At 40.3% G+C, this 25456-nt stretch carries 22 protein-coding genes and 2 tRNA genes; 20 read left to right on the forward strand and 4 right to left on the reverse strand.

The window, feature by feature from the left end:
- The first annotated feature begins 40 nt into the window (after positions 1-40).
- The 8 genes from GYA54_04100 (at position 41) to GYA54_04135 (ending at position 8145) form a co-directional block, all read left to right on the forward strand.
- The gene (locus GYA54_04100; protein NMC51880.1) at positions 41-1024 is read left to right on the forward strand and encodes a carbohydrate kinase family protein; all 984 of its coding nucleotides are present in this window, start codon (positions 41-43) and stop codon (positions 1022-1024) included.
- A gap of 338 nt (positions 1025-1362) precedes the next feature.
- Positions 1363-2541, forward strand: a complete 1179-nt coding sequence (locus tag GYA54_04105) for an MFS transporter (GenBank protein NMC51881.1) — start codon at positions 1363-1365, stop codon at positions 2539-2541.
- A 194-nt stretch (positions 2542-2735) separates the two neighbouring features.
- Positions 2736-2812: transfer RNA gene (locus GYA54_04110), tRNA-Cys, on the forward strand.
- A gap of 5 nt (positions 2813-2817) precedes the next feature.
- The gene (locus tag GYA54_04115) at positions 2818-3078 is read left to right on the forward strand and encodes a GIY-YIG nuclease family protein (GenBank protein ID NMC51882.1); all 261 of its coding nucleotides are present in this window, start codon (positions 2818-2820) and stop codon (positions 3076-3078) included.
- A gap of 155 nt (positions 3079-3233) precedes the next feature.
- Complete coding sequence (locus tag GYA54_04120; protein NMC51883.1) at positions 3234-4592, forward strand: phosphomannomutase/phosphoglucomutase; 1359 nt, start codon at positions 3234-3236, stop codon at positions 4590-4592.
- A 2-nt stretch (positions 4593-4594) separates the two neighbouring features.
- Positions 4595-7081, forward strand: coding sequence for a UDP-N-acetylmuramoyl-L-alanine--D-glutamate ligase (gene murD / locus GYA54_04125; protein ID NMC51884.1), 2487 nt, complete (start codon positions 4595-4597; stop codon positions 7079-7081).
- A complete protein-coding gene (locus GYA54_04130; GenBank protein NMC51885.1) occupies positions 7068-7610 on the forward strand; it encodes a hypothetical protein in 543 nt (180 codons plus the stop codon). The genes murD and GYA54_04130 overlap by 14 nt, the downstream gene beginning before the upstream one ends.
- A 1-nt stretch (position 7611) precedes the next feature.
- The gene (locus tag GYA54_04135; protein NMC51886.1) at positions 7612-8145 is read left to right on the forward strand and encodes a flavodoxin family protein; all 534 of its coding nucleotides are present in this window, start codon (positions 7612-7614) and stop codon (positions 8143-8145) included.
- Positions 8146-8400: 255 nt separating this feature from the next.
- Here the strand turns inward: GYA54_04135 and mtaB are convergent, their stop codons facing one another.
- The 4 genes from mtaB to GYA54_04155 form a co-directional block, all read right to left on the reverse strand.
- Positions 8401-9618 carry a tRNA (N(6)-L-threonylcarbamoyladenosine(37)-C(2))-methylthiotransferase MtaB gene (gene mtaB, locus GYA54_04140; GenBank protein NMC51887.1) on the reverse strand — a complete coding sequence of 406 codons (1218 nt, stop codon included), beginning with the start codon at positions 9616-9618 and terminating at the stop codon, positions 8401-8403.
- Positions 9602-11173 carry a histidine--tRNA ligase gene (locus GYA54_04145; protein ID NMC51888.1) on the reverse strand — a complete coding sequence of 524 codons (1572 nt, stop codon included), beginning with the start codon at positions 11171-11173 and terminating at the stop codon, positions 9602-9604. The genes mtaB and GYA54_04145 overlap by 17 nt, the downstream gene beginning before the upstream one ends.
- 24 nt (positions 11174-11197) lie before the next feature.
- On the reverse strand, positions 11198-11818 hold the full coding sequence (lepB, locus tag GYA54_04150; protein NMC51889.1) for a signal peptidase I: 621 nt from the start codon (positions 11816-11818) through the stop codon (positions 11198-11200).
- A 111-nt stretch (positions 11819-11929) separates the two neighbouring features.
- Positions 11930-12006, reverse strand: a tRNA-Val gene (locus tag GYA54_04155).
- Between the two features lie 160 nt (positions 12007-12166).
- Between GYA54_04155 and GYA54_04160 the strand changes: the two genes are divergently transcribed.
- The 12 genes from GYA54_04160 to GYA54_04215 all read left to right on the forward strand — a co-directional run.
- Positions 12167-13663: a hypothetical protein gene (locus tag GYA54_04160; GenBank protein NMC51890.1), complete on the forward strand. Its 1497-nt coding sequence runs from the start codon at positions 12167-12169 to the stop codon at positions 13661-13663.
- A gap of 16 nt (positions 13664-13679) precedes the next feature.
- Positions 13680-15092 carry a ribosome biogenesis GTPase Der gene (gene der, locus GYA54_04165; protein ID NMC51891.1) on the forward strand — a complete coding sequence of 471 codons (1413 nt, stop codon included), beginning with the start codon at positions 13680-13682 and terminating at the stop codon, positions 15090-15092.
- A 3-nt stretch (positions 15093-15095) separates the two neighbouring features.
- Entirely contained in the window at positions 15096-15632 is a 537-nt protein-coding gene (locus GYA54_04170; protein ID NMC51892.1) for an aminoacyl-tRNA hydrolase, read from the forward strand.
- Positions 15633-15687: 55 nt separating this feature from the next.
- Complete coding sequence (locus GYA54_04175) at positions 15688-18393, forward strand: HAD-IC family P-type ATPase (GenBank protein ID NMC51893.1); 2706 nt, start codon at positions 15688-15690, stop codon at positions 18391-18393.
- Positions 18390-19493, forward strand: a complete 1104-nt coding sequence (locus GYA54_04180) for a CapA family protein (protein ID NMC51894.1) — start codon at positions 18390-18392, stop codon at positions 19491-19493. The genes GYA54_04175 and GYA54_04180 overlap by 4 nt, the downstream gene beginning before the upstream one ends.
- Before the next feature lie 7 nt (positions 19494-19500).
- Positions 19501-20049, forward strand: a complete 549-nt coding sequence (locus tag GYA54_04185) for an epoxyqueuosine reductase QueH (protein NMC51895.1) — start codon at positions 19501-19503, stop codon at positions 20047-20049.
- Between the two features lie 148 nt (positions 20050-20197).
- Positions 20198-20530 carry a hypothetical protein gene (locus GYA54_04190; GenBank protein ID NMC51896.1) on the forward strand — a complete coding sequence of 111 codons (333 nt, stop codon included), beginning with the start codon at positions 20198-20200 and terminating at the stop codon, positions 20528-20530.
- A 17-nt stretch (positions 20531-20547) separates the two neighbouring features.
- Complete coding sequence (locus tag GYA54_04195) at positions 20548-21024, forward strand: hypothetical protein (GenBank protein ID NMC51897.1); 477 nt, start codon at positions 20548-20550, stop codon at positions 21022-21024.
- A 9-nt stretch (positions 21025-21033) separates the two neighbouring features.
- Complete coding sequence (locus GYA54_04200) at positions 21034-21786, forward strand: hypothetical protein (protein NMC51898.1); 753 nt, start codon at positions 21034-21036, stop codon at positions 21784-21786.
- Positions 21787-21801: 15 nt separating this feature from the next.
- On the forward strand, positions 21802-23016 hold the full coding sequence (locus tag GYA54_04205) for a serine protease (protein ID NMC51899.1): 1215 nt from the start codon (positions 21802-21804) through the stop codon (positions 23014-23016).
- 661 nt (positions 23017-23677) lie between these two features.
- Complete coding sequence (locus GYA54_04210; protein NMC51900.1) at positions 23678-24760, forward strand: hypothetical protein; 1083 nt, start codon at positions 23678-23680, stop codon at positions 24758-24760.
- 39 nt (positions 24761-24799) lie between these two features.
- Positions 24800-25456 (forward strand): PEGA domain-containing protein (locus tag GYA54_04215; GenBank protein ID NMC51901.1); only part of this gene is annotated, 657 nt, incomplete at its 3' end.

Consider the following 25456-nt stretch of genomic DNA (forward strand, 5'->3'; position numbering starts at 1 on the left):
AGAACCAAGATATTAGGATATTTAATTTATTTATAGATTTATGAAAAAATTTGACGCAATTTCTATTGGTTCGGCCCTACAGGACATCTTTATTTTAAATAAGGATATGATTTGTAAAGATGTAAAAGTCTGCCATCCATTTAATCCGGAAAATATGGGCGACAAGATCAATGTCAAAAAAATGTATTTTGATATTGGCGGGGGCGGCACCAATGGCGCAGCCACACTGGCCAATATGGGACTAAAAACCGCGGTGGTCTGCCAGGTGGGAAGAGATTTGGCTGGTGAAAAAGTAATCAGCACCATGAAAAATTTTCGGGTGAATACTGACTTTGTTACGATAAACAAAAAAGAGGAAACTGGATATTCGGTGATATTTATAGACAAAGATGGCGACAAAACTGCCCTAGTTTATCGAGGAGCCTCGGATTTAAAAAAATATCCAGCCACCAATATAAGCCGGCTCTCGACTAAGTGGTTCTTTATAACTTCTCTCCACGCCAATCTAAAACTACTGGGCAATATTTATAGAAAAGCAAAAAAATTGGGAGCCAAGATCGCCTGGAATCCGGGAGGAGCAGAATTGAATTTGGGCAAAGAAAAATTGAAAAACTTTTTGGCCCAGACTGATATTCTATTTTTAAATCTCAAAGAAGCCCAAAAACTATCGGGGGTGAAAAGAAAAAATATTAAACAGATTTTTGAAAGATTGGAGAGGGTCTCTCCGGGGGCGATAATCGCTGTCACCGGAGGAAAGTCTGGAGCTTGGGTAAAAAATGGATTGGAAACTTTGTGGGCTGATATTTTGGATAGAAAAGTGGTCAATGCCACAGGCGCGGGTGATGCATTCGGCTCTGGCTTTGTGGCTGGATTGTTTTTATACAAGGGTGATGTCAAAAAATCACTGCAACTAGCGATGCTCAATTCAAATAGTGTGGTGACGGAAATGGGAGCAAAACATGGGCTTTTGCCTAGGCCACCAGCGACTAGAGAATTGAACAAGATCACGATAAAATTACTTTAAAATAAAAACCGGCTATGGTCGGTTTTTTGTTGAATATAAATAAATTGACAATATTTAATAAATATGTCATAATTCTTATAATAAATAAAATGACTATGAATTTTAATAATCACCAATTGAATATGGGTAGTTGGAAGCCGGTATATGCAATCGACTGTGATTGCGGTACTTGTGAATATTTTTTGTTTGGCCAGGGTGATTATTGTTTAAGGTAAAGATATTTGTATTCTAATTAATCAATATAAACGCCTTGGCTAGACAAAAAGCAAGGCGTTTTAAATTTGATTTTAACAAACAAGTCTAGAAAAATTAAAAATAGAACAAAAAAGGAGGAGCTTATGCCTAAAAGAGTTGTTGGGGTTTATCTGCTGCTTAATTTTCTAGTAAGCCTTTCAATGGCTTATATGGCCGGAACCTACATTACCTTTTTGCGACACCACGGCCTAGACTATGTCAGCGCTATAATTCCAAACATCGCCTATTTTGTTACAATTTTCATTTTTGAATTACCAACAGGCGCAATAGCCGATGTTTTTGGGAGAAAGTTTTCCTTTGTCCTTTCGTGTTTTATCTGGGTGGCTGCCAAGGTTGTATATTTTTTTGCCGACAACTTATTAGCCTTCGTGGCGGCAGAGATAATAGCTGCTATCGGCCAGACTTGTGCTAGCGGTGCTTTTGAAGCCTGGGTAGTAGACAGCTTACGCCATGAGGGATATAAAGGGGAAACGGTAAAAATTTTTTCTAGTGGGCTAAAAACAAAACAGGCAGCAATGATTGTCGGGGCAATTGTCGGTACCTGGGTGTCCAAAGATAATATTGCTATGCCTTGGATTGCGGGGGCAATAACTTTTTTTATAACAGCGATTTTGGCCATGTTTTTAATGAAGGAAAAATATTTTGTTAAAAAAAATTTCTCTTTTGTCTCAGGTTGCAAAGAGGTCGGAAAAACAATACAAAGAGGTGGTGAATGTGTATTAAAAAATAAAAATATCCGCTTTGTTATAACCTCCAGCGCTGTACTGGCCTTTGCTGTCCAGGCTCCCAATATGCAATGGCAGCCATTTTTCCAGGGTCTGGGTGTTAATCGATTATTTTTCGGATGGCTGTTCGCATTTATAGCCATCGCAGCAATGATCGGATCGCATTATGGACCATGGTTGCTCCAAAAAATCAAAAGTGAACGAAAGGCAATATCAATAACATTGTCACTTGTTGGCTTATTTGTTTTTTTGACAGCCATTGGGGCTTTCAAATTATTTTTGGCCTTGCCAGCTTTTTTGACCCATGAGATATTCCGTGGATTATACCAGCCAATAAAAAGCCAATATTTAAACGAAAATATTGCTTCGGAAGAAAGGGCCACCCTAAATTCATTTGAGTCACTGACTAGCCATGTTTTTGGAGCCGCCGGCTTGGTTGTAAGTGGGGTGCTAGCCAAGGAGTTGTCGGTGGAGTGGTGTTGGTTAATTTTTGGACTGGCCACAATATTGGCTAGCTGGAAAATAAATAAAAAATAAAAAATATACAAAAACATATGCACTGCCCAAGGGTGGTGCATTTATTTTTATTATATTTTAAAATCCTTGAAAAAACATGAATATTAAGGTAGGATAAAAATAAGTATGGCCTGGTAGCCAAGCGGTAAGGCAACAGTCTGTGTCTCTACGAGACATTCCTCAAAGAGGGACAAAACTGAATATATAAATTTTGGGGTCACGTAGCCAAGTGGTCTAAGGCGACAGTCTGCAAAACTGTTATTCGCGGGTTCAAATCCCGCCGTGACCTCCAGATTTATGTATTATGTTTACGCCCTGCAAAGCTTAAAGAATAGAAACTGGTTATATATTGGGTATTCTGATGACCTAAAGACAAGAATAAAAACACACAATGACGGCAAGGTAAAATCAACACAATTTTATAGACCACTGAGATTGATATATTATGAAGCTTACTTACATAAAACAGATGCGGCCAGAAGAGAATATGAACTAAAACATAGTCAGCAACAAAAAGAATTTCTAAAACAAAGAACCAAATTCAGCTTGATATCATAGGGCGACAGTCTGTGTCTCTACAAGACATCACTCGAAGAGGGACAAAACTGTTATGCGCGGGTTTCTCTCTATGAGAGATCTCTCAAAGAGCGACAATTCCCGCCCAGGCCTCTCTCCCTACGGGAGATGTCCCTAAGGGACACAATTAAAATTTTATGATTCTAAACAAATCCATCTTCAAGGCATATGACATCCGCGGGGTTTACCCAAGTCAGCTCAACTCCAAGACGGCTTTTTTTGTTGGGATGGCTTTTGCCCAAAAAACCAAGGCCAAAGAAGTGGTCATCGGTCGGGATATGCGGCTGGGCGGGAATGTTTTAAAGAAAAGTTTGATGGCGGGGCTCTCGGCTGGTGGGGTGAAAAAAATTATTGATATTGGCCTAGTGCCGATTGACGCCATATATTTTGCTGTGGGCAAACTCAAACATGAAACGGGTATCATGATCACGGCCTCGCACAACCCCAAAGAGTACAATGGTTTTAAAATGATGGCCCAAAAGATGAAAGTAGTCAGGGGAGAACAGCTTTTCCCCTTGGCTCAAAGGCTGGCCGAATTAAATAGCAAGAAAAAAAATACCAAAGTAAAAATTGTCAAAGAAAATATCTGGCCGGGTTATATTAAACATGTTTTAAGTTTTGCTGATATAAAAAAAATAAAACCATTCAAAGTGGTGGTGGATGCTGGTAACGGCATGGCGGGCAAAGTAATGCCGATTTTGACTAAAAAATTACCGATCAAAATCATTCCTTTAAATTTCCAGCTTGATAGTACTTTCCCAGCCCATCCGTCCAACCCGCTGGAACCCCAAAGTCAAATACAGATTGTCAAAAAAGTAAAAGAGACCAAAGCGGACTGTGGAGTAATTTTTGATGGTGATACTGACCGTTTGTTTTTTGTTGATGAAAAAGGGCGTTTCGTGCCAGCGGATATTACACTTTTAATTTTAGCGGAAAAATTTTTGGAGAAAGAACCAGGAGCAGGGGTGGTCTATAATTTGATTTGCTCCAAAATTATCGTGGAGAAAGTTAGAGAGTGGGGAGGGCGGCCAATCAGGACGGCGGTCGGTTATGTCAATGTGGCTGAGGGAATGAGAAAAAACAAAGGGATAATGGGCGGCGAATTATCAGCGCATTATTCTTTTCGAGATAATTCCTATGCCGATTCTGGTTTTATTGCCCTTATTATTTTACTGGAGCTATTATCTAAAAAAAATAAACCCCTATCAGAGATAATCAAGCCGCTTAATAAATATTATAAATTGCCAGAAATAAATACGCGATTTGATAAGCGCGAAGAGATGGACGGAAAGATCAGGCAAATAAAAAATAATTATAAAAAATACAAGCAGGATTGTTTGGACGGCGTGACGGTTGATAGTTGGGATAAGGGTGGTTGGTGGTTTAATCTCCGTGCTTCCAATACCGAGCCGCTACTCCGACTGACAATTGAGTCAAAAAATAAAACAACGGCGGAAAAAGTAAAAAAAGAAGTGTTAAACATTCTTGCTATTTAATTATGACCGATCAAAAATTTTTTAAATTTTTAGACTATAAATTCCAGCCCCAAAGTGGGGTTTTGGTTTTTAAATATGCGCTGGGCAATATTAATTTTCAAGAAAAACTAAAATTTCCAGCCAGAAAAATAAAATTAGACAAAAATAAACTCGTAGCTCTGGATAAGGCAATTTTTAATCTGTTTTTGATTGCGGGTATTAGTTATTACAAAACCTACTGCCCAAAAAAGATTGATTTGGGCAAATATAAGCTGACTAAAGAGCAGGCAAATTTTTGGGGATTAGTTTATACCAAGGGCCTCGGCGAATTTTTTTACCGCAATAAAATAGACTTCTGCGGCTTAGTCAATTTTCCTTTTGAAAAAAACTATCAGGTCAAACCAATCAAAGTAAAAACGCAAAACAAGACCTTGGTGCCAATCGGGGGTGGCAAAGATTCTATCGTGGTGGCGGAGATGCTGAAAAAGAAGAAAAGAAATTTTGATTTGATTTATTTGGGCCAGTCAACGCTGGTTGATGAGGTGGTCGGCGTCATTGGCCGGCCGCTGATCCGGGTGGAGCGCTATTTGTCGCCCAATTTATTTGCCTTAAACAAAAATAAAGGCGTTTATAATGGTCACATCCCGATCAGTGTTTATTATTCTCTCGTCGATGTGGTGGCAGCTATTTTGTATGGACACAAGGAAATTGTTTTGGGCAATGAAAAGAGCGCCAGCTACGGTAATGTGGAATACTTGGGCATGATGATCAACCACCAGTGGAGCAAATCAGCGGAGTTTGAAAAAATGTTTCAGAAATATGTGTTTAAATTTATCACGCCGAGTATAAAATATCATAGTATCTTGCGGCAAAAAACTGAATTAGAAATCGTGGGGGAATTTGTAAAATATAAAAAATATTTTCCGGTTTTCTCTAGTTGTAATACCAATTTCAAAATCACCAAAAAAGCCAAAAAAAGGTGGTGCGGCCAATGCCCTAAGTGTGCTTTTGTCTGGACAATGCTGTCGGCCTATCTAGCAGAGAGTGAGCTGGAAAAAATTTTTGGTAAAAATCTATACCAAGATAGAAAACTAAAACCAATTTTTGATGAGCTTTTAGGGCTAAAAAGACACAAACCATTTGAGTGCGTTGGAACGCCAGAAGAAATGGAAAATGCCATAAAAATGGCTGATAAATTGAGAAACAAAAAAGTATTAATCCTCGGTTTTGGCCGGGAAGGTTTGTCAACTTTGAAATTTTTGTTGAAAAATAAACTGGCAACACCCGAAGGGATAACTATTGCTGATCAGAATAAACTAGGAGAATTTGGGCCAGAATATAGAAATTTTATTAAAAAATATCCGTCAATATCTTTAAAATTGGGAAAAGATTATCTCAAAGGACTGGCTCAATTTAAAACTATTTTTAAAACACCGGGGATAAAATTGGCCGGGAAGACAACCAAAGAGCTAAAGACAAAAAACATAGAAATAACCAGCGGGCTCAATCTTTTTCTATCTAGTATTAAAGGCAAGGTGGTCGGAGTGACTGGCACCAAGGGTAAGAGCACGACCGCTAGCCTAATTTATGAAATTTTAAAAACCGCTGGTAAAAAGACAGTATTGGTCGGTAACATTGGCAAACCATTTTTGGATTACATCAACCAAGATTCCAAAGACACAATTTTTGTGGCGGAATTATCCTCTTACCAGTTGGAGATTTTAAATAAAAAAATTGATTTGGCAGTCGTCACCAGCTTTTATCCAGAGCACCTAAATTATCACGGTAGCTTGGACAACTATTTTCAAGCCAAGATGAATATTGTGCGCCAGCTGAAACCGGGCGGAGTGGTAGTTTACAATAAAAATTTCAAGCCAGTGGCAGAATTTATCAGAAAACAAAAAGTCCGGGCCAGCACATATAGCGATCTTGATCGAAATTTCAATGCCGTCTCCCAACTATTGGGCAACCACAATGAACAAAATATGGCTGGAGCAATCGCTGTTGCTAAAATTTTTGGAGTGAAAGAGGAGATAATAAAAAAGGCGCTCAAAAAATTTCAGCCCTTAGAACACCGTCTGGAATTCGTGGGTAAATTTAAAGGTATTAACTTTTATAATGATGTTTTGTCTACTACGCCGGAATCAACCATTGAGGCCATCAAGGCTCTGCAAAGTAAAAATTTACAAACTTTAATCGTTGGCGGTTTTGATCGGGGCTTGGACTATAAAAAACTGGCGGCAGAGATAAAAAAATCAAAAATCAGGACTGTCATCTGCTGGCCGCACGCAGGCGAGACCATCGCGGGAGAGCTGGCTAAAACAAGGGCGGAGAATAAAATTATCCGAGTTAAAAATATGGCGGAAACGGTACGGACGGCATATAAGTATACCGAACTGGGCGAAACAGTAGCGCTCTCACCGGCCGCTTCGAGCTATGATTTTTATAATGATTATCGGGCTAAGGGTACAGAATTTAAAAAATTAGTAAAACAATATGCTAAAAATTAAATACCCAAAATTAACCTTGCTCTTGATCAGTTATTTGGTGGTGTTTTTTATCTTTAAAAATTGGCTGGCGGCTGGCAATGTTTTTATTTTGGGGCTCGGCTATGTGGGTGCGCTCATCGCTGGCATGATGTATTCTTATGGCTTTACGGCTAGTATTGGCACGGCGATAATTGTCCTGATGGCTGGAGAATATAATATTTGGGTGACCGGGCTGATTGCTGGGCTCGGCTCGCTTGTTTCTGATCTGGTGCTTTTCCGCTTTATCCGTTCATCTTTTCAAAAAGAAATAGACCGACTGGGCGAGGAAAAAGTCTGGCGAATTTTTAAAGTCAGTAGAAAAAATAATCTTTTTATTAAAAAATACATTATCCCGGTCGTAGCTAGCGGGGTGATCGCCTCGCCCTTGCCAGATGAAATCGGCGTAACCATGCTTGCCGCTGATAAGCTGGTAAATAATAAATTTTTTGCCCTACTGTCCTATGTTTTGAATACAGCCGGGATACTGATAATTTTATTAATTGCGAGATAAAATGAAAAAATATTTACTCATCTCTGGCAGCCCGCGACCAGGCAACACAGAATATGTACTAAGAAAAATTTATACTGACCTGATTGGCAAGAAAGAACTCTTGCTTTTGAGAAAAATGAAAATTAATCATTGCCTGGGCTGTTTTAAGTGCGAAAAATCTTTTAGTTGCGTTCAAAATGATTCCATGACTAAAATAATTAAGAGAATAATGGCAGCTGATATTTTGATTTTTGGCGCGCCTCGTTATTATGATAATATAAATGGGCTTTCAAAAAATTTTATTGACCGTCTTTTGCCGCTTGACTGGCAGGCCGCGCTAAAAGGTAAAAAAATATTTATGATTATGACCGGTGGTGGAAGCATAAAAGGCTCAGAAAAATATTTAAAACAAGCAATGTCTGGATTTATTAAATATTTAGAGTTAAAATTGATTGGAGTGGCAGCTTTTAAAGCCATGGACGCCAATGAATTAAAAAATAATAAAAATACAGATAGAAAAATAAAAATGATTATTAAAAAGCTAAACCAAACATAAGAGGGAAGGAGGGCTTTATGACCAAAACAGGAGATGCCTTCTTTGGCGTGAGACTAACCGAAGAGGAGATAGGAGAGGGCCTGAAACAACTCGAGGCAACTCAGAACCAAGCCAGCCCCGAGCCTACAGCTGAAAAGCCTGAGACCAGGCGTAGACCTTATCCTGATTTACAGATAACCGGCTGCGGGCCAACAGACTAGAAAACTATGGCCCAAAAACAAAAAGAGCGAGGAAAATTCTTCGCTCTTTCTTTTATTAAATAAATTGTTTGGGTATAAAATATTCTATTCTATTCTCCCAATTTTCTCTGAGTTTAATTTTCTTTTTGATACGCAGATAATTGTCGGTAAAACCATACTGATAACCAGTGGCCAGACCCTCCCACAAGACTGGGAGTTTTTTGTTTTTAAAATTAATCTTTACTACTCCCGCAACTCGCTTGGCAATTGCGGATAGTTTTTGGTATCTGGCTTGTTTGATGGAGCCAATAATCTGATCAGGCATTTTGGCCGCTCGGGTATTGGGCCGGGGTGAGAATTGAAAAATATGAACTTTGGAAAAACCAATTTTTTGAATTAAATCGCAAGTATCCTGAAAATCTTTGGCGGTTTCGCCCGGGAAACCGACGATAATGTCACAAGTAAAATTGATATTTTTTATTTTAGCGCGGCAGGATTTAATAATCTTAAAAATTTCTTCTCGAGTGTACTGCCGGCCCATTGATTTTAAAATCTGATTGGAGCCGGACTGAATGCTCAAATGGAAATGCGGACAGAGACGCGACTCTTTGGCATAAAGATCAATCAGCTCTGGTGTAACATTGGTAGGCCAGAGAGAGCCCAAACGGATGCGAGGAATATTGGTTTGGGCGAGAATGATTTTTAATAATTTAACCAGACCGCCGTGATAAAGGCCGACATTGACGCCAGTCAAAACAACTTCTTTTAATCCTTGTTTTTCTGCCTCATTAATATCTTGAATAATATCTTTGGCTCCCCTACTTTGTGGTAAACCGCGCAGAATAGGCACGATACAATAGGCACAAAAATTGTTGCAGCCGTCCTGAATTTTGACAAAAGTGCGGTGCGGATGGCGGGAATTTGTTTTTAATTCACCTGCCAAATCGCGAGCGTTTTGATTAATTTTAAACTTGCTTGAAAACTCCCTTACAAAAGACCTTTTGTCTTTAATTCTTAGATCAATGCCTGATAATTTATTTTTAGCAAAACAGCCGGTCAGGATAATTTTGGAATTGGGATACTTGTTTTTAATAATTTTAAGCTTTTTTATTACTTCTGATTCTGCCTTTTCGGTAACCGAACAGGAGTTGATAATAAAAAAATCGGCTGATGATGTTGTGGTCATCTGCAGTCCCAGAGAAATTAAATCGGCGGAGATCATCTCTGATTCCGCCTGATTGAGCTTGCAGCCGTAGGTTATTACTTGAAATTTATAATTAGATGTCCTCTTCATCTTTTAGATTATAGTGGTAATCTTCGTCCTCTTTGTCTAAACCATCTTCAGAGTCCACACCCTCCTCTTCGTCAATATCATCCTCGAGCTCGTCATCCTCAAAATCATAATCAGCGTCTGAAAAACCATTGAGACTACCCAAACTATCATCTTGGTGCTTATTTTTAAAATCATGGACTTTTTCCGAAGTTACGAGTGGAGTCTCGGCGGGCCTTTCTTCAAATTGCAGGTTCTCCATTTTATAGCTTTTGACAACGTTAATTTTTGGATCAAGTCTCTTTTTGACTTCACTGACAGCCTTGTCATAGTTCACGATCTCCTGAATACCCGAGGTCATATCGCGAAAGATAATAGTATGATCCATCAACTCTTTTTGGCCAAGGATAAGACATATCTTGGCGTGAACACTGTCGGCTTTTTCTAGCTGATTTTTGAGGCCATCTTTGGAAAAATTTTCTGCTACATGTATACCTTCAGCAATCAATTTTTCATAGAGACGGAAACTCTCCTTGCGGGCTTCGGCTCCCAACTGTGCGACAAAAACATCTATTCCTTCTTGGACCTGAAGATCTGGTTTGGCTTCGCGTATTTTATTGACAACTCTCTCAACGCCGATCGCCAGCCCAGCGGCCGGTGTGGGGCGGCCACCCAAAATTTCCATCAAGCCGTCAAATCGACCCCCGCCCAAAAGGGCGATGGGAGTTTTGCCCTCGGCTTCCTCTATAAAAACCTCAAAAGTGGTTCGGTTGTAATAATCAAGGCCGCGAACCAGATAAACGTCCAAAACATACTCTATCCCCATATCGTCTAAATATTCTAGTACCTGCATAAAATGTTTTTTGCAGTCTTCGCAGAGTGAATCCACTATTTGTGGGGCATCTTCCAAAATTTTGTGGCAAGTTTCTTCTTTGCAGTCCAAAATCCTCAAGGGATTTTTAACAAAGCGCTCTTTGCAGTTTTCGCAGAGTCCTTTTTTCTTGCCACTATTGCTCAGATGTTGCTTTAATTTGGTGATGTAGGAGGTGCGGCACTCTAGACAGCCAATACTATTTATATGAACTATGGGGACCAGTCCAAGCGCTTCCAAAAGACGGTAAGAAATTATGACGAGCTGGGCATCAACTACTGGGCTATCAGAGCCAATAATCTCGAGATCAAGCTGATGAAATTGACGATAGCGGCCAGACTGCGGGTTGTCGTGACGGAAAACCGGCCCGTAGGCATAAAGTTTTACTGGTTGAGGCTTATTAAACATACCGTGCTCGATATAAGAACGGCAGACTCCGGGAGTGAATTCCGGACGAAGGGTAACATTTTCCCCGCCCTTGTCTTCAAAACTATAAAGTTCTTTGGTAACAATGTCGGTGTGCTTACCGGTGCCTTTGTGATAAAGGGAGGTCTGCTCCAAAACCGGCACATCAATCTTTTTAAAACCATAATTGATAATTATCCTTTCGGCGTGGTATAAAAAATAATCCCAATATATTTGGTGCTCGGGTAAAATATCTTTGAATCCTTTTAATAGTTGGATGGGCTTATTGGTGATTTTTGGCATAAAATAATAAATTATTACAGTATTTTATTGGAAATTCGGGGTTTTGAAAATCTGGGCACGGTTGAAAGGCCAGCCGCGTATCCAGGCTCGGCCGACAATGTTGGAGCGTTCGATCGGGCCAAAGACACGCGAGTCCAAGGAGGCCGTGCGATTGTCGCCCAAAACGTAATATTCGTTGACGCCAAGAAGCAAGTCTATGTCTCCTTGGGTATAAACTTCCGGTAAATAACCTTTTTCTTCCAAGAAAAATCCTTCTGGGTGATCTTTGTTTATAATCACAATCTTGCCTTCTTTTATTTTTATCGTTTCGCCCGGCAAGCCGATGATGCGCTTTATAAAATACTGCTTGGGGTCTTCGGGATATTTAAAAACGATAACATCGCCCCTTTTTATCTCTCCCAAGCGATAAGAAATCTCATCTATCACTAGATATTCATGATCAAAAAAATTAGGCTCCATTGAGGCGCCTTTGACATAAAATGGCTGGATAATAAAATAACGGATGGGTAAGATTATCGCCAGAGAAAAAACAACAACCTTGATAGTTTCCCAAATAAAATCTTTTATTTGGCCAAGGATATCACCATCGCCATTGGCTGGCTCAAAACTTGGTTTTTCTTCTTTTGGTTTTTCGATAAATGACATAAATAATTGATAATATTAATGGTAAGCATATCTGGGCTCTAACTGTTGCGAAGATAATCAATCTTCGCAACCCTCGCCGATGTGAACGGCGCGCGCCCTTAAAGATTTTAATGGTGGGCATATCTGGGCTCGAACCAGAGACCTCGCCGATGTGAACGGCGCGCTCTAACCAACTGAGCTATATGCCCATATCAAAAAAAATTGTTAATCAAAAAGTTTATGTGCTAAAATTAGCGAATTTGCTCTAATAATAGCATAATTTTTTGATTGACGCAAGTCTGAATTTAGTATATTATACAAAAGAAAGAGGGCCCCAACGGGGCGCTTAAATTTTATAAAAAGAAAAAAATGAAAGACAACATTAATTTAGTGCCGTCACAATATAATCACAACGACCAAGAAAAGAAAAATCATGGGTTTTTTTATAAATTATTAAAAAAGGCCGCTCTTTTTTTGGTGGGTGTTTTTATTTTTACTTGGATTTTGTCGTCTAGTGCCGCTTTTTCGGGGAGCTCCTTTGGGCAGGCTATCGGGAGGTTACCAGTAATAAGCCAATTTAGGATGCTTTTGGGAGACGGTGAACAGTTGAGCGGCGCCGAAGATGATAGAATCAATTTTTTGTTGATGGGTATAGGCGGGGCGGGTCACGATGGCGCCCTTTTGACTGACACCATTATGCTTGGAAGTATAAAATTATCCACTAAAGAAGCAGCACTAATTTCTATACCCAGAGATCTTTTGGTGAAAATACCCGGCAATGGCTACCAAAGAATAAATAATGCTAGCGCTTACGGTGACTTAAATAACTATGAGGGTGGCGGCTCGGCTTTGGCGGCTAAAACTGTCTCTGAAACCTTTGGCATACCAATACATTATTGGCTTAGAATAGATTTTCAGGGCTTTAAAAAGGTGATTGACGAGCTTGGCGGCGTAGATGTGGAAATCGAAAAAAATTTTACTGACAATCAATACCCAACCAATGACTATAAAATCCAAACCATAGCTTTTGAAAAAGGCTGGGAACACATGAATGGCGACCGAGCCTTACAATTTGCCAGATCAAGGCATGGTAATAATGGGGAGGGATCTGACTTTGCCAGAAGCAAAAGACAACAAAAAATACTGACTGCGGTAAAAAATAAACTGATGAGCTGGAAAGTTTTTTTGAATCCAAATAAATTATATAAAATATTGGACACAGTGAAAGACCATACTCAGACCAATCTGGAAACCAGGGAGATACCAGAAATAATAAATATTGCCAAAGATGTCGATTTTAAAAATATAAAAAATTATGTAATTGATGACTCACCAGGCGGACTCTTGAAGCCAGCCACGACTGAATCCGGCGCTTTTGTCCTAGTACCAAAATCTGGTGATTATTCTGATCTTCAATATTTTGGCCAAAATATTTTTACCATGAAACAGATAGCAGAAAAAAATATGAAAATAATAGTGGTAAATGGCACCAATTCTGATGGGCTGGCCACCTATGTGGCTGCCAGTATGGAGTCTCTTGGATTTAGGGTGGAGAGAATTGCCAACTCGCAAAACCAAAATTTTGAGAAGACGGTTATCTACGATTTATCGCAAGGGGCAAACAATGAGGTGTTAAAATTTTTGAAAGAAAAACTCAACGCGCACACTGATAATACTCTGCCAGAATTTTTGACTCCAATTTTGTACAAAAAAAATGACCAAGGGCAAGATGAGCCGGTTAATGCTGATTTTATGATAGTGGCCGGCTATGATCGGGCCGTGGAAATACAAGCAATAAATGAGTGGCGCAGTAAGCAGGAAGATTTGAACAAAAAATCAACCAGCACCACGAACTCTCTGGAATAAAATAATCACAAAAAATATGTTGGGAAGCGTAGTTATAATTGGCCGAGCCAATGTTGGCAAATCAACCCTTTTTAACCGGCTCTCGGAAAGTAAAAAAGCAATGGTTTCCAGAATACCAGGGACAACCAGGGATTTGAAATATGCCGAAGTGCGTTGGCAGGGTAAGGTTTTTGAGCTAGTAGATACTGGCGGATTTTTGGCAGAAGAAAAAAAGGAAATAAAATCTCTATCAAAAAAACAAGAAAAGAAAATTAAAATGGCTGCCAAAGACAATGTTGACAAACAGGTAGAGCTACGTGCTAGAGCCGCACTGGAAAAAAGTGATTTAGTTTTGATGGTGGTTGATGCTATTGAAGGTCTGAACCCCCAAGATAAAAAAATAGCTGATTTTGTCAGAAAAAGTGGCAAACAAAAAATATTGGTGGTCAATAAGTGTGAAAACAATGAGAGACGAGCACAGGCTGGTGAATTTTATAAGCTGGGGCTTGGCGAACCGGCGCTCCTATCAGCAGCCAGTGGCGGCGGAACTGGCGACTTGGTTGATTTGATTATAAAAAAATTTAAAGGCATAAAAAAGACAAAAGAAAAAAAAGCCAAAAGACCAAGGATCAAGGTAGCCATCGTGGGTAAACCCAACGTAGGCAAATCATCACTTCTAAACACCCTAGCCAAAGAGGAGTTCGCTATCGTCTCTCCGACCCCCCACACCACCAGAGAACCAAATGATATTCTGATAGATTATCAAGAAAACGACATCTTGATCATCGACACGGCGGGTATCAGGCGTAAGGCTAAAATAGAAAAAGATAGTTTGGAATATCTAGGGGTAAGGATGTCTGCCAGCGCCTTATATAGAGCTGATGTGGTACTAATGGTGGTCGATATCAGCCAAGAAATAGCACACCAAGACCAACAGTTGGCAAAGATGGTCGCCGAAAAGGGGTCTGGAGTGATTATTATTATAAATAAATATGATTTGGCAAGGGGTGGAGAAAAAGACAAAACTGCTGAAGATTATTTGAATTATATAAAACACTATTTCCCTCATTTGGCTTTTGCCCCAAGGATTTTGGTGAGCGCTAAAACTGGCTGGAATACGGAAAAAATATTAAAATTAGTCTTGGAGGTAGCGGCGGCACAAAAAACAAAGGTGTCGGATAATGCGCTCAGTAAATTTTTGAAGCAGATAATAAAAAAACAGCCTCCAGTCAGAAAAAGGATAAATGTCCGCGGCCGGGTCGCGGTCCGCAGAGCTTTTATCACCAAACTCCAGCAGATAGATACTGCACCGCCGGTATTTAGTTGTGAGATAGATACCGATGATGAGCTGCCGGAAAGCTATAAACAATATATAATTAATAGTCTCCGGGAAAAATTCGGTTTTTTGGGATCACCCATAAAACTAGTAATCAGACACAAAAAATCTTAAGTTATGTTTTTAATTGTAGGGCTCGGCAATCCAGGCAAAGAATACCAAAATACTAGGCACAATGCCGGCTTTGCGGCGATTGATTTTTTGGTTGAACATGAAAAGCTCGGGGAATTAAAAAAACAGAAAAAACTTAAAGCAGAGGTATCGGAGAGCAAGATAGATAACCAAAAAATAATTTTAGCCAAGCCGCAAACTTTTATGAATAATTCTGGTGAGGCAGCCACGATAATGAAAAAATTCTGGCAGGTCGATAATAAAAATATCATAATTGTCTATGACGAACTGGATCTGCCAGTAGGCAAAATAAGGGTGCGCGATGAAGGATCCTCGGCCGGACACAATGGTATCAAATCAATTATAGAAAAGCTGGGCACGGATAAATTTTGGCGGGTGCGCATTGGTATAAAAAATGAATTAAAAGAAAAAATGGAAGCGGCTGATTTTGTCCTATCAAAATTTTCTAGGGAAGAGAAAAAAATGCTGGTAAAAGAAATATTACCAAAAGTCACTGAAGAGATTAAAAAAATCATAACCTAACCGGCTTTTTGATAAATAATTTTATCTTTTGATTTTTATATTTTGATTTTTTAACGTGTCTTTACTCTCACAATCGATATACCAACAAAAACAAAAAAAAGACCATAAAAAATGGTATGTTTTGCCGTATGAGGATGTTCTGCTACAGCTAAAAACCGACAAAAATGGTCTTGATGAAAAAGAGGTATTGGCCCGGAAAGAAAAATACGGGGACAACCGCCTACCAATAAAAGAAAAAGAAACCAAACTAAACCTGCTCCTAAAGCAATTTAAAGGGTCTTTGGTTTATGTGCTTCTGGGTGCGAGTGCTATTAGTTTTTTTTGGGGTGATCACACAAATGCTTGGGTTATTCTTTTGGCAATATTAATAAATGTAATAATGGGCTTTTATCAGGAAAATAAAGCCAAAAAATCACTGCTCGCCCTAAAAAAAATAGCCGTTAATTATTGTAAGGTTTTGAGAGATAAGAGAGAGCGCCAAATAATGGCTGAGGAGCTGGTGCCCGGTGATGTTGTTTTCTTGACCGCTGGTGATAGGGTGCCGGCGGATATGCGCTTGATAAAGGTAAACAATCTGAGAATAGGTGAATCCCCTCTGACTGGCGAATCAATAGAGATTGAAAAAACACACAAGCCGCTGGCCGGTGATTTGGTTTTGGGTGACCAAATAAATATGGCTTTTATGGGCACGCAAGTAGTCCAGGGCAATGGCATTGGCGTGGTTGTGGCCATCGGTCAAGAAACCCAAATCGGCAAAATAGCCTCTCTGGTTTCGGAAACAATAGATGTGGAGACGCCGCTACAAAAAAAATTATCCTCTTTTGCTAAAAAACTGAGTTGGGCGGCAATTATTATTTGTCTTTTTGTTTTTTTGGTCGGAGTGGTATTGGGCTATGATGCCGAACAGATATTTTTGACTTCCGTAGCAATATCGGTGGCGATTATCCCAGAGGGATTACTGGTGGTAATGACTGTTCTCTTGGCTTTTAGCATTCAGCGAATATTGAAAGACAAGGCTCTGGTAAAACAACTGCTGGCGGCAGAGACACTGGGCTCGACTACGGTAATTTGTACTGACAAAACAGGGACGGTTACTGATGGAGAGATGCGCGTGGTGGAAATAAATACTCTAGATTATAGTTTTGATCTTTTCGCCGGCGAGCCAGAGGATAAAATAAAAGGTGGGGATGAACTTTTGGCCTTGTTGAAAATAATGGTGCTTTGTAATAATGCCTATATAGAAAACCCAGAGGTGGAGCTGGAACATAGAATTGTCCGTGGTTCTCCGACAGAAAAAGCCCTTCTGATGGCAGCGGCCAATTTGGGACTAGAGAAAAGTCGCCTAGACAAAGAAGAGCCGAGACTAGAAGAGCTGCCTTTTGATAGCGCCTGGAAATATATGATGACCCTGAACCGGGGTAAAGAAGAAAATTATACTTATTTAAAGGGCGCCCCTGAGTCAGTGCTGGGATTCTCAAAATATATTTATTCTTCAAAGGAACAAAATAAATTGATAAGCGATACCGAGAGAGATTTTTTGATCAAGAAACACCAAGAAATGAGCAAAAAGGGTCTTCGGGTGCTTGCTTGTGGTTATAAAAAAGTTGGCGGATCAATCAAATCCCTAAAGACAATAGAAAAAAATGATTTTATTTTTGTGGGTTTTGTTGGCTTGAAAGACCCTCTTCGACCGGAAGTAAAACAAGCAATAGAGGAAACAAAAAAAGCCGGGATAAAAACCGTGATTATCACCGGCGATCACGAGCTGACAGCCAGAACAATAGCCAGGGAACTCGGATTGCCATCAGAAGCAAAGAATATCATGAGCGGTGAACGTCTGGCCAAATTAAAAGAGAGTGAACTAAAAGAAATTGTACCAGAGATATCCATCTATGCTAGGGTGGCGCCGGAAGACAAATTAAAAATTGTCAGAGCCTGGCAAGACCGGGGCGAGGTGGTAGCAATGACCGGAGACGGCATCAATGATGCTCCGGCCCTAAAGAAAGCCGATATTGGCGTGGCGGTAAATTCCGGCACGGACGTCTCCAAAGAAACAGCCGACATCGTGCTTTTAGATAATAATTTTTTGACAATTGTTAAAGCAGTAAAAGAAGGACGAGTTATTTTTGATAATATTAAAAAAGTGATTTTATATTTTCTTTCTGATGGACTAGCCGAGGTGATAGCCGTTGGTGTCGGCATGCTTTTGGGCTGGCCGCTACCGCTTTTGGCTTCTCAAATTATCTGGATCAACCTGATTAATGATACTTTTCCCGGTATCGCTATGGCCAAAGAACCACCAGACGATCATATAATGAGCCAGCCACCAAAAAAGCCAGGAGACTCACTGATGCCTAGAAAAACTGCGATTTTGGCATTGATGATCAGTATAATGGCGGCTCTTGGGGCCTTATTTCTTTTTAATTTTTTCTATCGCCAGACTGGCGATATCGCCTTGGCCAGAACCGTGGCTTTCACTTTTTTGGCGATAAAAACCTTATTATATATTTTTAGCGCTAGAAATCTTTATACGCCAATATGGAAAACCAATCTATTTAATAATAAATATTTGATTTTAGCGCTGATAGCTGGCCTGACCATGCAGACGTTTGTTGTTTATAATAATTTTGCAAATAATATTTTTCAGACCACCCATATTGGTTTATTAGAGTGGCTGGTAGTCATCTTGGCTTGCGTTCTTTTGGTAGGAATGATAGAGTTGATAAAAATATTTTATTATAAAAAAGAAGAGGCAAAATGAAAAACAGAAATCTAATAATAATCGTATTTGGCACAGCCCTAGCATTGACTCTGGGCTTGTTTTTTCTCAGCCTTTGGTTGTTGGCCGACAGCAAATTTGTTCCGGCAGAAAAAACAATCATCAATACTCGGCCGCCAGCGATAATAAACAAGCTCGAGCCAGAGGGTGAACAAGTAAAAATAATAGTTGTGGGCGATATAATGCTCTCGCGTACGGTAGAACAAAAAATGATTGGGTATAAAGATTTTAATTATCCTTTTTTGAAAACAGCCAATTATCTAGAAAGGGCGGACTTGGCTTTTGGCAATCTAGAGACAGCTATCACGCCCGGGCGAATAATCCAGGCTGGTGAAATGGCTTTTCGTGCCGATCCCAAGGTGGCCGGAGTCTTGGCAAATAATAATTTTGGAATAGTCTCTTTGGCAAATAACCATTCGCCAAATTTTGCCCAAACTGGGCTCGAAGATACTTTTAAATATCTGGATGAAGAGGGAATAAAATATATCGGGGCTGGAAAAAACAAAGAAATGGCACTTGCCCCCCAATATACAGAAATAAAAGGAATAAAAATAGCTTGGCTGGCTAGAACCGAACAGCTGATGGTGCCAGACAATTACGAGGCTGGGGCAAGCCGGGCTGGAACGGCATTTTGGGATAAGGAAGAAATAAAAAAAGCAATAAAAGATGCCAAAAAACAAGCGGATTTGGTTTTTGTATCTATACATGCCGGTCAGGAGTATACAAATAAACCGACCGAGAAACAAAAACAATTTGCTAGAGCGGCGATAGAGGCTGGGGCAGAGATAATAATAGGCCACCATCCTCATGTGGTCCAATCAGCCGAAAAATATCAAAACAAATATATTTTTTATAGCTTGGGTAATTTTATTTTTGACCAGATGTGGTCAAGAGAAACCAGAGAGGGACTGATGCTGGGGCTAATGGTTGAAAAAGATGGGATAAAAAAAATAGAAGCTCTACCAATTTTGATAGAAGACTATAGCCAGCCAAGGGTTTTGGCTGGCGAACAAGGGGAGAGGATAATAAAAAGATTGGAGTTGGAATATACCAAAAATCAGGATGATTATAAGATAAAATAACAAAATTATGAAAGAAAAAATCTTATTCCATACCTGTTGTTCGCCGTGTGCCTGCCAGCCGATCGAGGAATTATTGGGGGGTGGTTTCGAGGTAACAATTTTTTATTACAACCCCAACATCCATCCGGAGCCAGAATACAAAGCTAGGTTCCAAGAGTTAAAAAAATATTTGCAAGAACTGCCAGTAATAAAAATTATTGGGGGCGAATATGAAATCGAACAGTGGTTCAAAAAAATAAAGGGGTTCGAAAGAGAGCCAGAACGAGGCAAGAGGTGTGATTTGTGTTATGAGCTGCGTCTAAAAAAAACTGCCGCAGAGGCAAAAAAAATGGGCTATGAATATTTTGGTTCTAGCCTATCAATAAGCCCCCATAAAAAAGCAGAAAAAATAAGCGAACTAGGCAATAAAATAGCCAAGGAATACGGGTTGAAATTTTTGGATAGGGACTGGAAAAAAATGGGTGGCTTTCAAAAAGCTTGCGAGCTTTCCAGGGAACACAATTTCTACCGCCAAAATTATTGCGGCTGTGTGTTTTCTAGAAGAAAGCACCAGTAACTCATAACTAGTGGTTGGTAAATAGTAAGATATTTTTATTCTTCATTGCTAGTCACGAGCTACTAATTACTGATTACCAATAATGCCTTGCGATTTCCCCGACTGTTGCTATAATATAATCATATTAATTCTCTTAACCTAAGCTACTATGACTCGTGAAAAATGGTTAGAAATATTAGAAAAAATAAAAAAACAGTTTGGGGTGGAGAGCGAATATAAGGAGCCCATAGGGGAAAACATCCCGGGCGAAAAATGGGTGGTGGAATTCAGGGCGTCAGCAATGGGCAAAATAAAAATGGAGTGGGTAGAAAAAGCCAGGCTCAAAGATGTTAAAACAATTTATTCCAATCGTATCGGCTCTAACACTAAAATAGAGAATGTCTATGATGAGGAAGAAAAAACAAACTATCTAAATGTTTTTAAGTGGAACGATAGAGACAATGACTGGGAAAAAATAAGTACTGAACTAATAAATTTATAAAAATTAATAAAAATAATATGTCAAAATCACAACTCTTTGTAAAATACCATTGGAACCAAATCATTGTGGTTTTTGTCTTGGCGGTAGCGGCCGTAACCCTAAATGTTGCCAATGATGAGGGCTGGTTGAAAAAGAAAACCGGGGGCGCCGTACTCGGGGAAACAGCGAGTAGTGGAGAACAAAAAAACGAAAAAGAAAATAATCAGGCGGTTATGGCTTATCAGGTCGCACTTAAAAAAGAACTGGGAGAATATTTGAGCCAAAGAGCTGGTCTGGAAAACGATCCAGAAAAATGGCTGCAATTGATAAATGATAGCCAGACAAAAATTTTGGGCCTCGGGGTGCCGAATGAATACAAAGACCTCCATCTAAAAGTAGTGACCAATCTGGATCTAGAAGAGGCCGGGGTAAGGGAAAATGATGGGGATAAAAAAGAATCAGCCAATGATGTCTGGGGTAAGATACTAAAACAATTCTTTTGGCTAAATAATTAATCATCTCTTGTGCCAATCTTTCTTGCTTATTTATACGGAATAATTACTTTTTTGGGGCTACAGGCGGGCATACTCAAACCCTCTCTTTTTTGGGTTTCATTATCTTTTGTCTTGTTACTAAATATATTGTTTGTTTGGCTTTCCAACCGATCAAAGCTGGATAAAAATTTTTTTAATTTTCTTATTTCTCCTTTTATTTTTTTGTTGTCCGGTTTTATTTTTTTGGGCTTCGCTGATAATAATATTATAAGACAGGCAGCGGTGATCTTTCTTTCGGTGGGAAGCGCCGCTTTTATAAAACAGCTGATTCTTTTAAACTTTCATAAATATCAATACAAAAACCACTCGCTTTCGACGGTTTCCAGAGTTTTGAATACCACGACTATTTTTTTCTGGTTTGGCGGAGTTTTTGATCTATATATATTTTTAAAAATTCCTTTTTGGATAATCTTCCCTATCACAATAGCAGTAGCCTATCTTTTGACTTACCAGTTTTTCATAATCAATAAAATAAAAATTATTGGCAGCCAATGGTTTATCCCGGTGATCGCCCTCTTGATAACAGAATTATTCTTGGTGGTCTTTTGGTTGCCACTCTTGTCGGCGGTAAAAGGACTTCTAGTGACCAGTTTTTATTACTTTTTTACGGGCATTGCTCAGCACTTTTTTCTGGCAACTTTGACAAAAAAAACCTACTGGCGCTATGGAACCATGGTTTTATTTATTTGCATTCTGACTCTTTTAACAGCGCGCTGGAATTAAATTAAAAATATATTTATGCTCAACAATTTTACGCACAAAAAAATAGGGAAAGAAAAATCTGGTGAGTTGCCAAAAAATGGCGCAGAAAAATTGCCAGAAATTTATAAAGCGGAAGCTGAGGAACAACTAGAAAAACCGCGCGGCGGCTATGGTATGATAGTTTTGGCTTGTTTTTTGGCGACAGCCTTTAGCTTGGCCGCAATTTTTGTTTATGATGGTTTTTTTAGAGAGCCGGTGGGTGGAGGCGTGGCCGGACAAAGAGTAATTGTTGATAAGCAGGAAAATATTACCGTGACTTTTGAAGAGAGGCTGGGATATTTAAACGAACAAGCATCACAGGTGGTGGTCAGTTTTTACAAAAAACCGACCGAGACTAGTGGTTATTTTTTTGAAACAGCCGAATCTTTTGGCGGTGGGGTTGTAATAACCAATGACGGCTGGGTGGCTACCTCAAAGGGGCTTTTGGCAAAAATCGGCAAGGAAAAATATATTATTTTGACCAATAACCAAAAAGTTTTTGAGGTGGAATCTGTGGTCCTTGATCCGGGCAGTGATCTGGCTTTTGTAAAAATCGACGGGAGGGATCTGCCGGTGGCCAAATTTGGAGAAACCAAAAATGTTGTGTCCGGCCAAGAGCTGTATGGCATAATAAAAGATTTCCCAAAATCAAGAATGGCTAGCCTGCATGTCGCTGAAGTCGATCTAAAAAACGAAAATGAGATAATAGAGTCTACGGAAAAAATGAACCTAGTTGTCTTTTGTCAAGAAGGGTATGACATGAGCTTGCTCGGAGCGCCATTGATAAATATTTCTGGGGAAGTGATAGCAATAGTCAACAACCAAAGTGAGGCGGTGCCAATGGCTTATACAAAGACAATCCTCGATGGGCTTTTGAAAAAAAATAAAATAACCAGAACGAGTCTCGGGGTAAATTATATCAATCTCGCCAAGCATCCAAAAATTGATTCGAAAACCGGCGAGCTGGTCAGCCGCGGAGCGCTCTTGTCTGGTTATAAAAATGTGACGGCAGTAGTAAAAAATAGCCAAGCAGAAAAGGCCGGTCTAAAATCAGGAGATATTATTATCAGCGTGGAAGAAAATACCTTGGGAGAAAAAGAATCTTTGGGTGAAATAATACAAAATTATTTGCCCGGGCAAAAGATAAAAATGACGATTGTCCGCGAGGACAAGGAAAAAGGGATAGAGGTGACACTAGGAAAAACGGAATAAGTCGCTTGTCATCCTCGGGCGAGCGGAGTGAGACCCGGGGATCCATAACCTTATTATTCTAAATTATTTTAATAAATTCTTTTCTTTTTGTTTCTGGATTGCCCGGTCAAGCCGGGCAATGACGGGAGTGGATGTTTTTTATCTGGATTCCCGCCGGAGTTTACCCCGATGGCTATCGGGGCGGGAATGACAGAAAAATCTTGTATTCTAATTTTAAATTCTCCGTTTCGGGGAGTTTTTTTGTTTGCCAAAAACTGCCAATTTTAGCCATCTCTTGACAAATATATAATAATATGGTAAGGTAATAAGAATTTAAATGAACAAAAATCCTTTAATTTGTGCTAAAATAATATTCCCGAATCGGCTGTTTTTGCCTTTAAAAATCATGCCTGCCCGCCTCTGGTGTAAATTATTTTCCAATTATACATAATACTTAATACTAAATACTTGATACTTGCCATACTTGCCCCATTTTTGTTCCTCCGCTTCTGTCCCCTATTTTGGAGATATTGGTGGGAGAATAAACAACGGAATGTAGTTTGAAAACCGAATATCAAAGAAAGGAGAAATTTTTAGTTGTTTTAGTTGTTCGAGTAAACAATAATTCAATCAAATAACGTTTCAAATTTTGCATGGAGGTTTCAAAATGAAACGCACATTTTTGTTTCTCATCGTCTTCTTCGCGCTGATGGCCATCTCGGCTGTCGCGCAGGAGGCGGAAGCGGTGGTAGCCGAAACCGATACATTTTTTTTCAGGTATAGTGAAAAATACAACCTGGAAAGTGGCGGTGGGCTCACCCCCGATGGTGGATGGGGGGTTTTCGATCAATTAATCGCCGAGTCTGGCGATTACGATCTAGTCTTCGTGGGCCAAGCAGATCTAAAGACGGAGGCCTACGACAATCTGGCCAAGCCAACTGATCTACGACTCGACCCCAAGGGCCTGTTGCTCCAGAATATGGGGCAGGAGTTCATTGCACGGCAACGTGCAATGGTTGCTCGGGATCGTGTTGGCCGTGGGCAGGTCCTCGGTAGGGTTGTCGATTCGCCAGACGACCGTGGGCTCAAAGTTTTTCGAACTCCACGTGAATTGTCTGGAAGAATGGCAGAGCTTGCTGAAGCTGCATCTGATTCCTCTGCAAAAGAGGAGGCCCTGCCTGATACGACCCAAAAGGTCGCAGAGGCCGACAGCACTGAGGCCGAGGATACTAAAACCGGCACCGGCGACGGTGGTTTCATCGGGATGGTGGCGAATCGGATATCTTTGTCAGCCGGTCATCAATTTTCTCGCTATGGCTTCAACGGCCCTGTGGGGAAAATTTCTATCGCCCTCTTTGGCGACCCTGAGGTAAAAGGCTTTTCCTTTTCTGTATGGGGTCTTATGGGGCGGACCAGCCTGTTGAAAGACTACTCAGAAACCAAAAGATTTGGGCTGGAACTGCGATACCAAAAAACCCCAAACTTGGGGGTCTCTATAAATGGTGGCTACCATTTGTGGGGCGACTACTACAACGACCCCCAAATTGAAAAGAAGTATAACAAATACTCTCGGCAATTTGAGGGGTGGCAAACCGGCGCATCTCTTTATTTATGGTCCATAGAAGTTTCTTACTTCTGGTCCCAGGGAAGATTTGATGACCGGAAGGGGCCATTGATAAATTGCCCTTGGACTATAAACGACTACAAAACTGATGGGATTCTGATTACTCTGGACCCCATTAAAACATTGAATTTCATTTTCTAGCCCAAGGAGGGCACCATGAAAAGATTTTTCGCAATTTTTATGATCGTGGCTGCTGTTGTTTTTTTGATGGCGGCCTGCGCCAAAAATCCGGTCGAACCGGATGGATGCAAAGAGTGCCCCAAGACCACCCTGTCGATCACCTCGGTGCCGGATAGCGCCGATGTGATGATCGACGGTGGTAGCTACACAACTCCGACCGGACCTATTGAGGTTCGCCCTGGTAGTCACCAGGTGTTCCTCGTGAAAGAAGGCTACTGCGACACGCTGGTAACCCCGGCACCTGTGGCGATCAAGGAACGGGATATTCCCGTCCACGTGATCCTCACGAAAAAATCTGGGGAACCGCAGACCTACGTTGCCATCACAAGCTCGCCGACTGATGCCCTCGTGAGCTGCAATGGAGATTATATCGGCCGAACGCCGATCAATAATCGCCCGGCAGTCGAAGGACAAACCTATGCCCTTCAAGTCTCTAAAGAGGGTTTTGTGACCAGGGATACAACGGTCACAGCCGTCAAGGGAGAAAACCTCGTACATGTAGTACTCGACACTTTGCCGGGTCTGTCGGTTTCGGCTTCGGCCAATCCGGCAACGATCATCTCCGGACAGTCTTCGAATCTGACGGCAGTGGCCAATGGCGGACGCGCTCCTTACACTTACACGTGGAGCAATGGCGCCAGTGGATCATCGATCAAC

The organism is Candidatus Kuenenbacteria bacterium, assembly GCA_012797775.1.
In the GTDB taxonomy this organism is placed as follows: Bacteria; Patescibacteriota; Patescibacteriia; order UBA2196; family GWA2-42-15; genus JAAZMX01.

Bases quoted from the DNA above. Each gene is read 5' to 3' on its own strand.
- GYA54_04100 (NMC51880.1), top strand. From the start codon at position 41: ATGAAAAAATTTGACGCAATTTCTATTGGTTCGGCCCTACAGGACATC.
- GYA54_04105 (NMC51881.1), top strand. From the start codon at position 1,363: ATGCCTAAAAGAGTTGTTGGGGTTTATCTGCTGCTTAATTTTCTAGTA.
- GYA54_04115 (NMC51882.1), top strand. From the start codon at position 2,818: ATGTATTATGTTTACGCCCTGCAAAGCTTAAAGAATAGAAACTGGTTA.
- GYA54_04120 (NMC51883.1), top strand. From the start codon at position 3,234: ATGATTCTAAACAAATCCATCTTCAAGGCATATGACATCCGCGGGGTT.
- murD (NMC51884.1), top strand. From the start codon at position 4,595: ATGACCGATCAAAAATTTTTTAAATTTTTAGACTATAAATTCCAGCCC.
- GYA54_04130 (NMC51885.1), top strand. From the start codon at position 7,068: ATGCTAAAAATTAAATACCCAAAATTAACCTTGCTCTTGATCAGTTAT.
- GYA54_04135 (NMC51886.1), top strand. From the start codon at position 7,612: ATGAAAAAATATTTACTCATCTCTGGCAGCCCGCGACCAGGCAACACA.
- mtaB (NMC51887.1), bottom strand. From the start codon at position 9,618: ATGAAGAGGACATCTAATTATAAATTTCAAGTAATAACCTACGGCTGC.
- GYA54_04145 (NMC51888.1), bottom strand. From the start codon at position 11,173: ATGCCAAAAATCACCAATAAGCCCATCCAACTATTAAAAGGATTCAAA.
- lepB (NMC51889.1), bottom strand. From the start codon at position 11,818: ATGTCATTTATCGAAAAACCAAAAGAAGAAAAACCAAGTTTTGAGCCA.
- GYA54_04160 (NMC51890.1), top strand. From the start codon at position 12,167: ATGAAAGACAACATTAATTTAGTGCCGTCACAATATAATCACAACGAC.
- der (NMC51891.1), top strand. From the start codon at position 13,680: ATGTTGGGAAGCGTAGTTATAATTGGCCGAGCCAATGTTGGCAAATCA.
- GYA54_04170 (NMC51892.1), top strand. From the start codon at position 15,096: ATGTTTTTAATTGTAGGGCTCGGCAATCCAGGCAAAGAATACCAAAAT.
- GYA54_04180 (NMC51894.1), top strand. From the start codon at position 18,390: ATGAAAAACAGAAATCTAATAATAATCGTATTTGGCACAGCCCTAGCA.
- GYA54_04185 (NMC51895.1), top strand. From the start codon at position 19,501: ATGAAAGAAAAAATCTTATTCCATACCTGTTGTTCGCCGTGTGCCTGC.
- GYA54_04190 (NMC51896.1), top strand. From the start codon at position 20,198: ATGACTCGTGAAAAATGGTTAGAAATATTAGAAAAAATAAAAAAACAG.
- GYA54_04195 (NMC51897.1), top strand. From the start codon at position 20,548: ATGTCAAAATCACAACTCTTTGTAAAATACCATTGGAACCAAATCATT.
- GYA54_04205 (NMC51899.1), top strand. From the start codon at position 21,802: ATGCTCAACAATTTTACGCACAAAAAAATAGGGAAAGAAAAATCTGGT.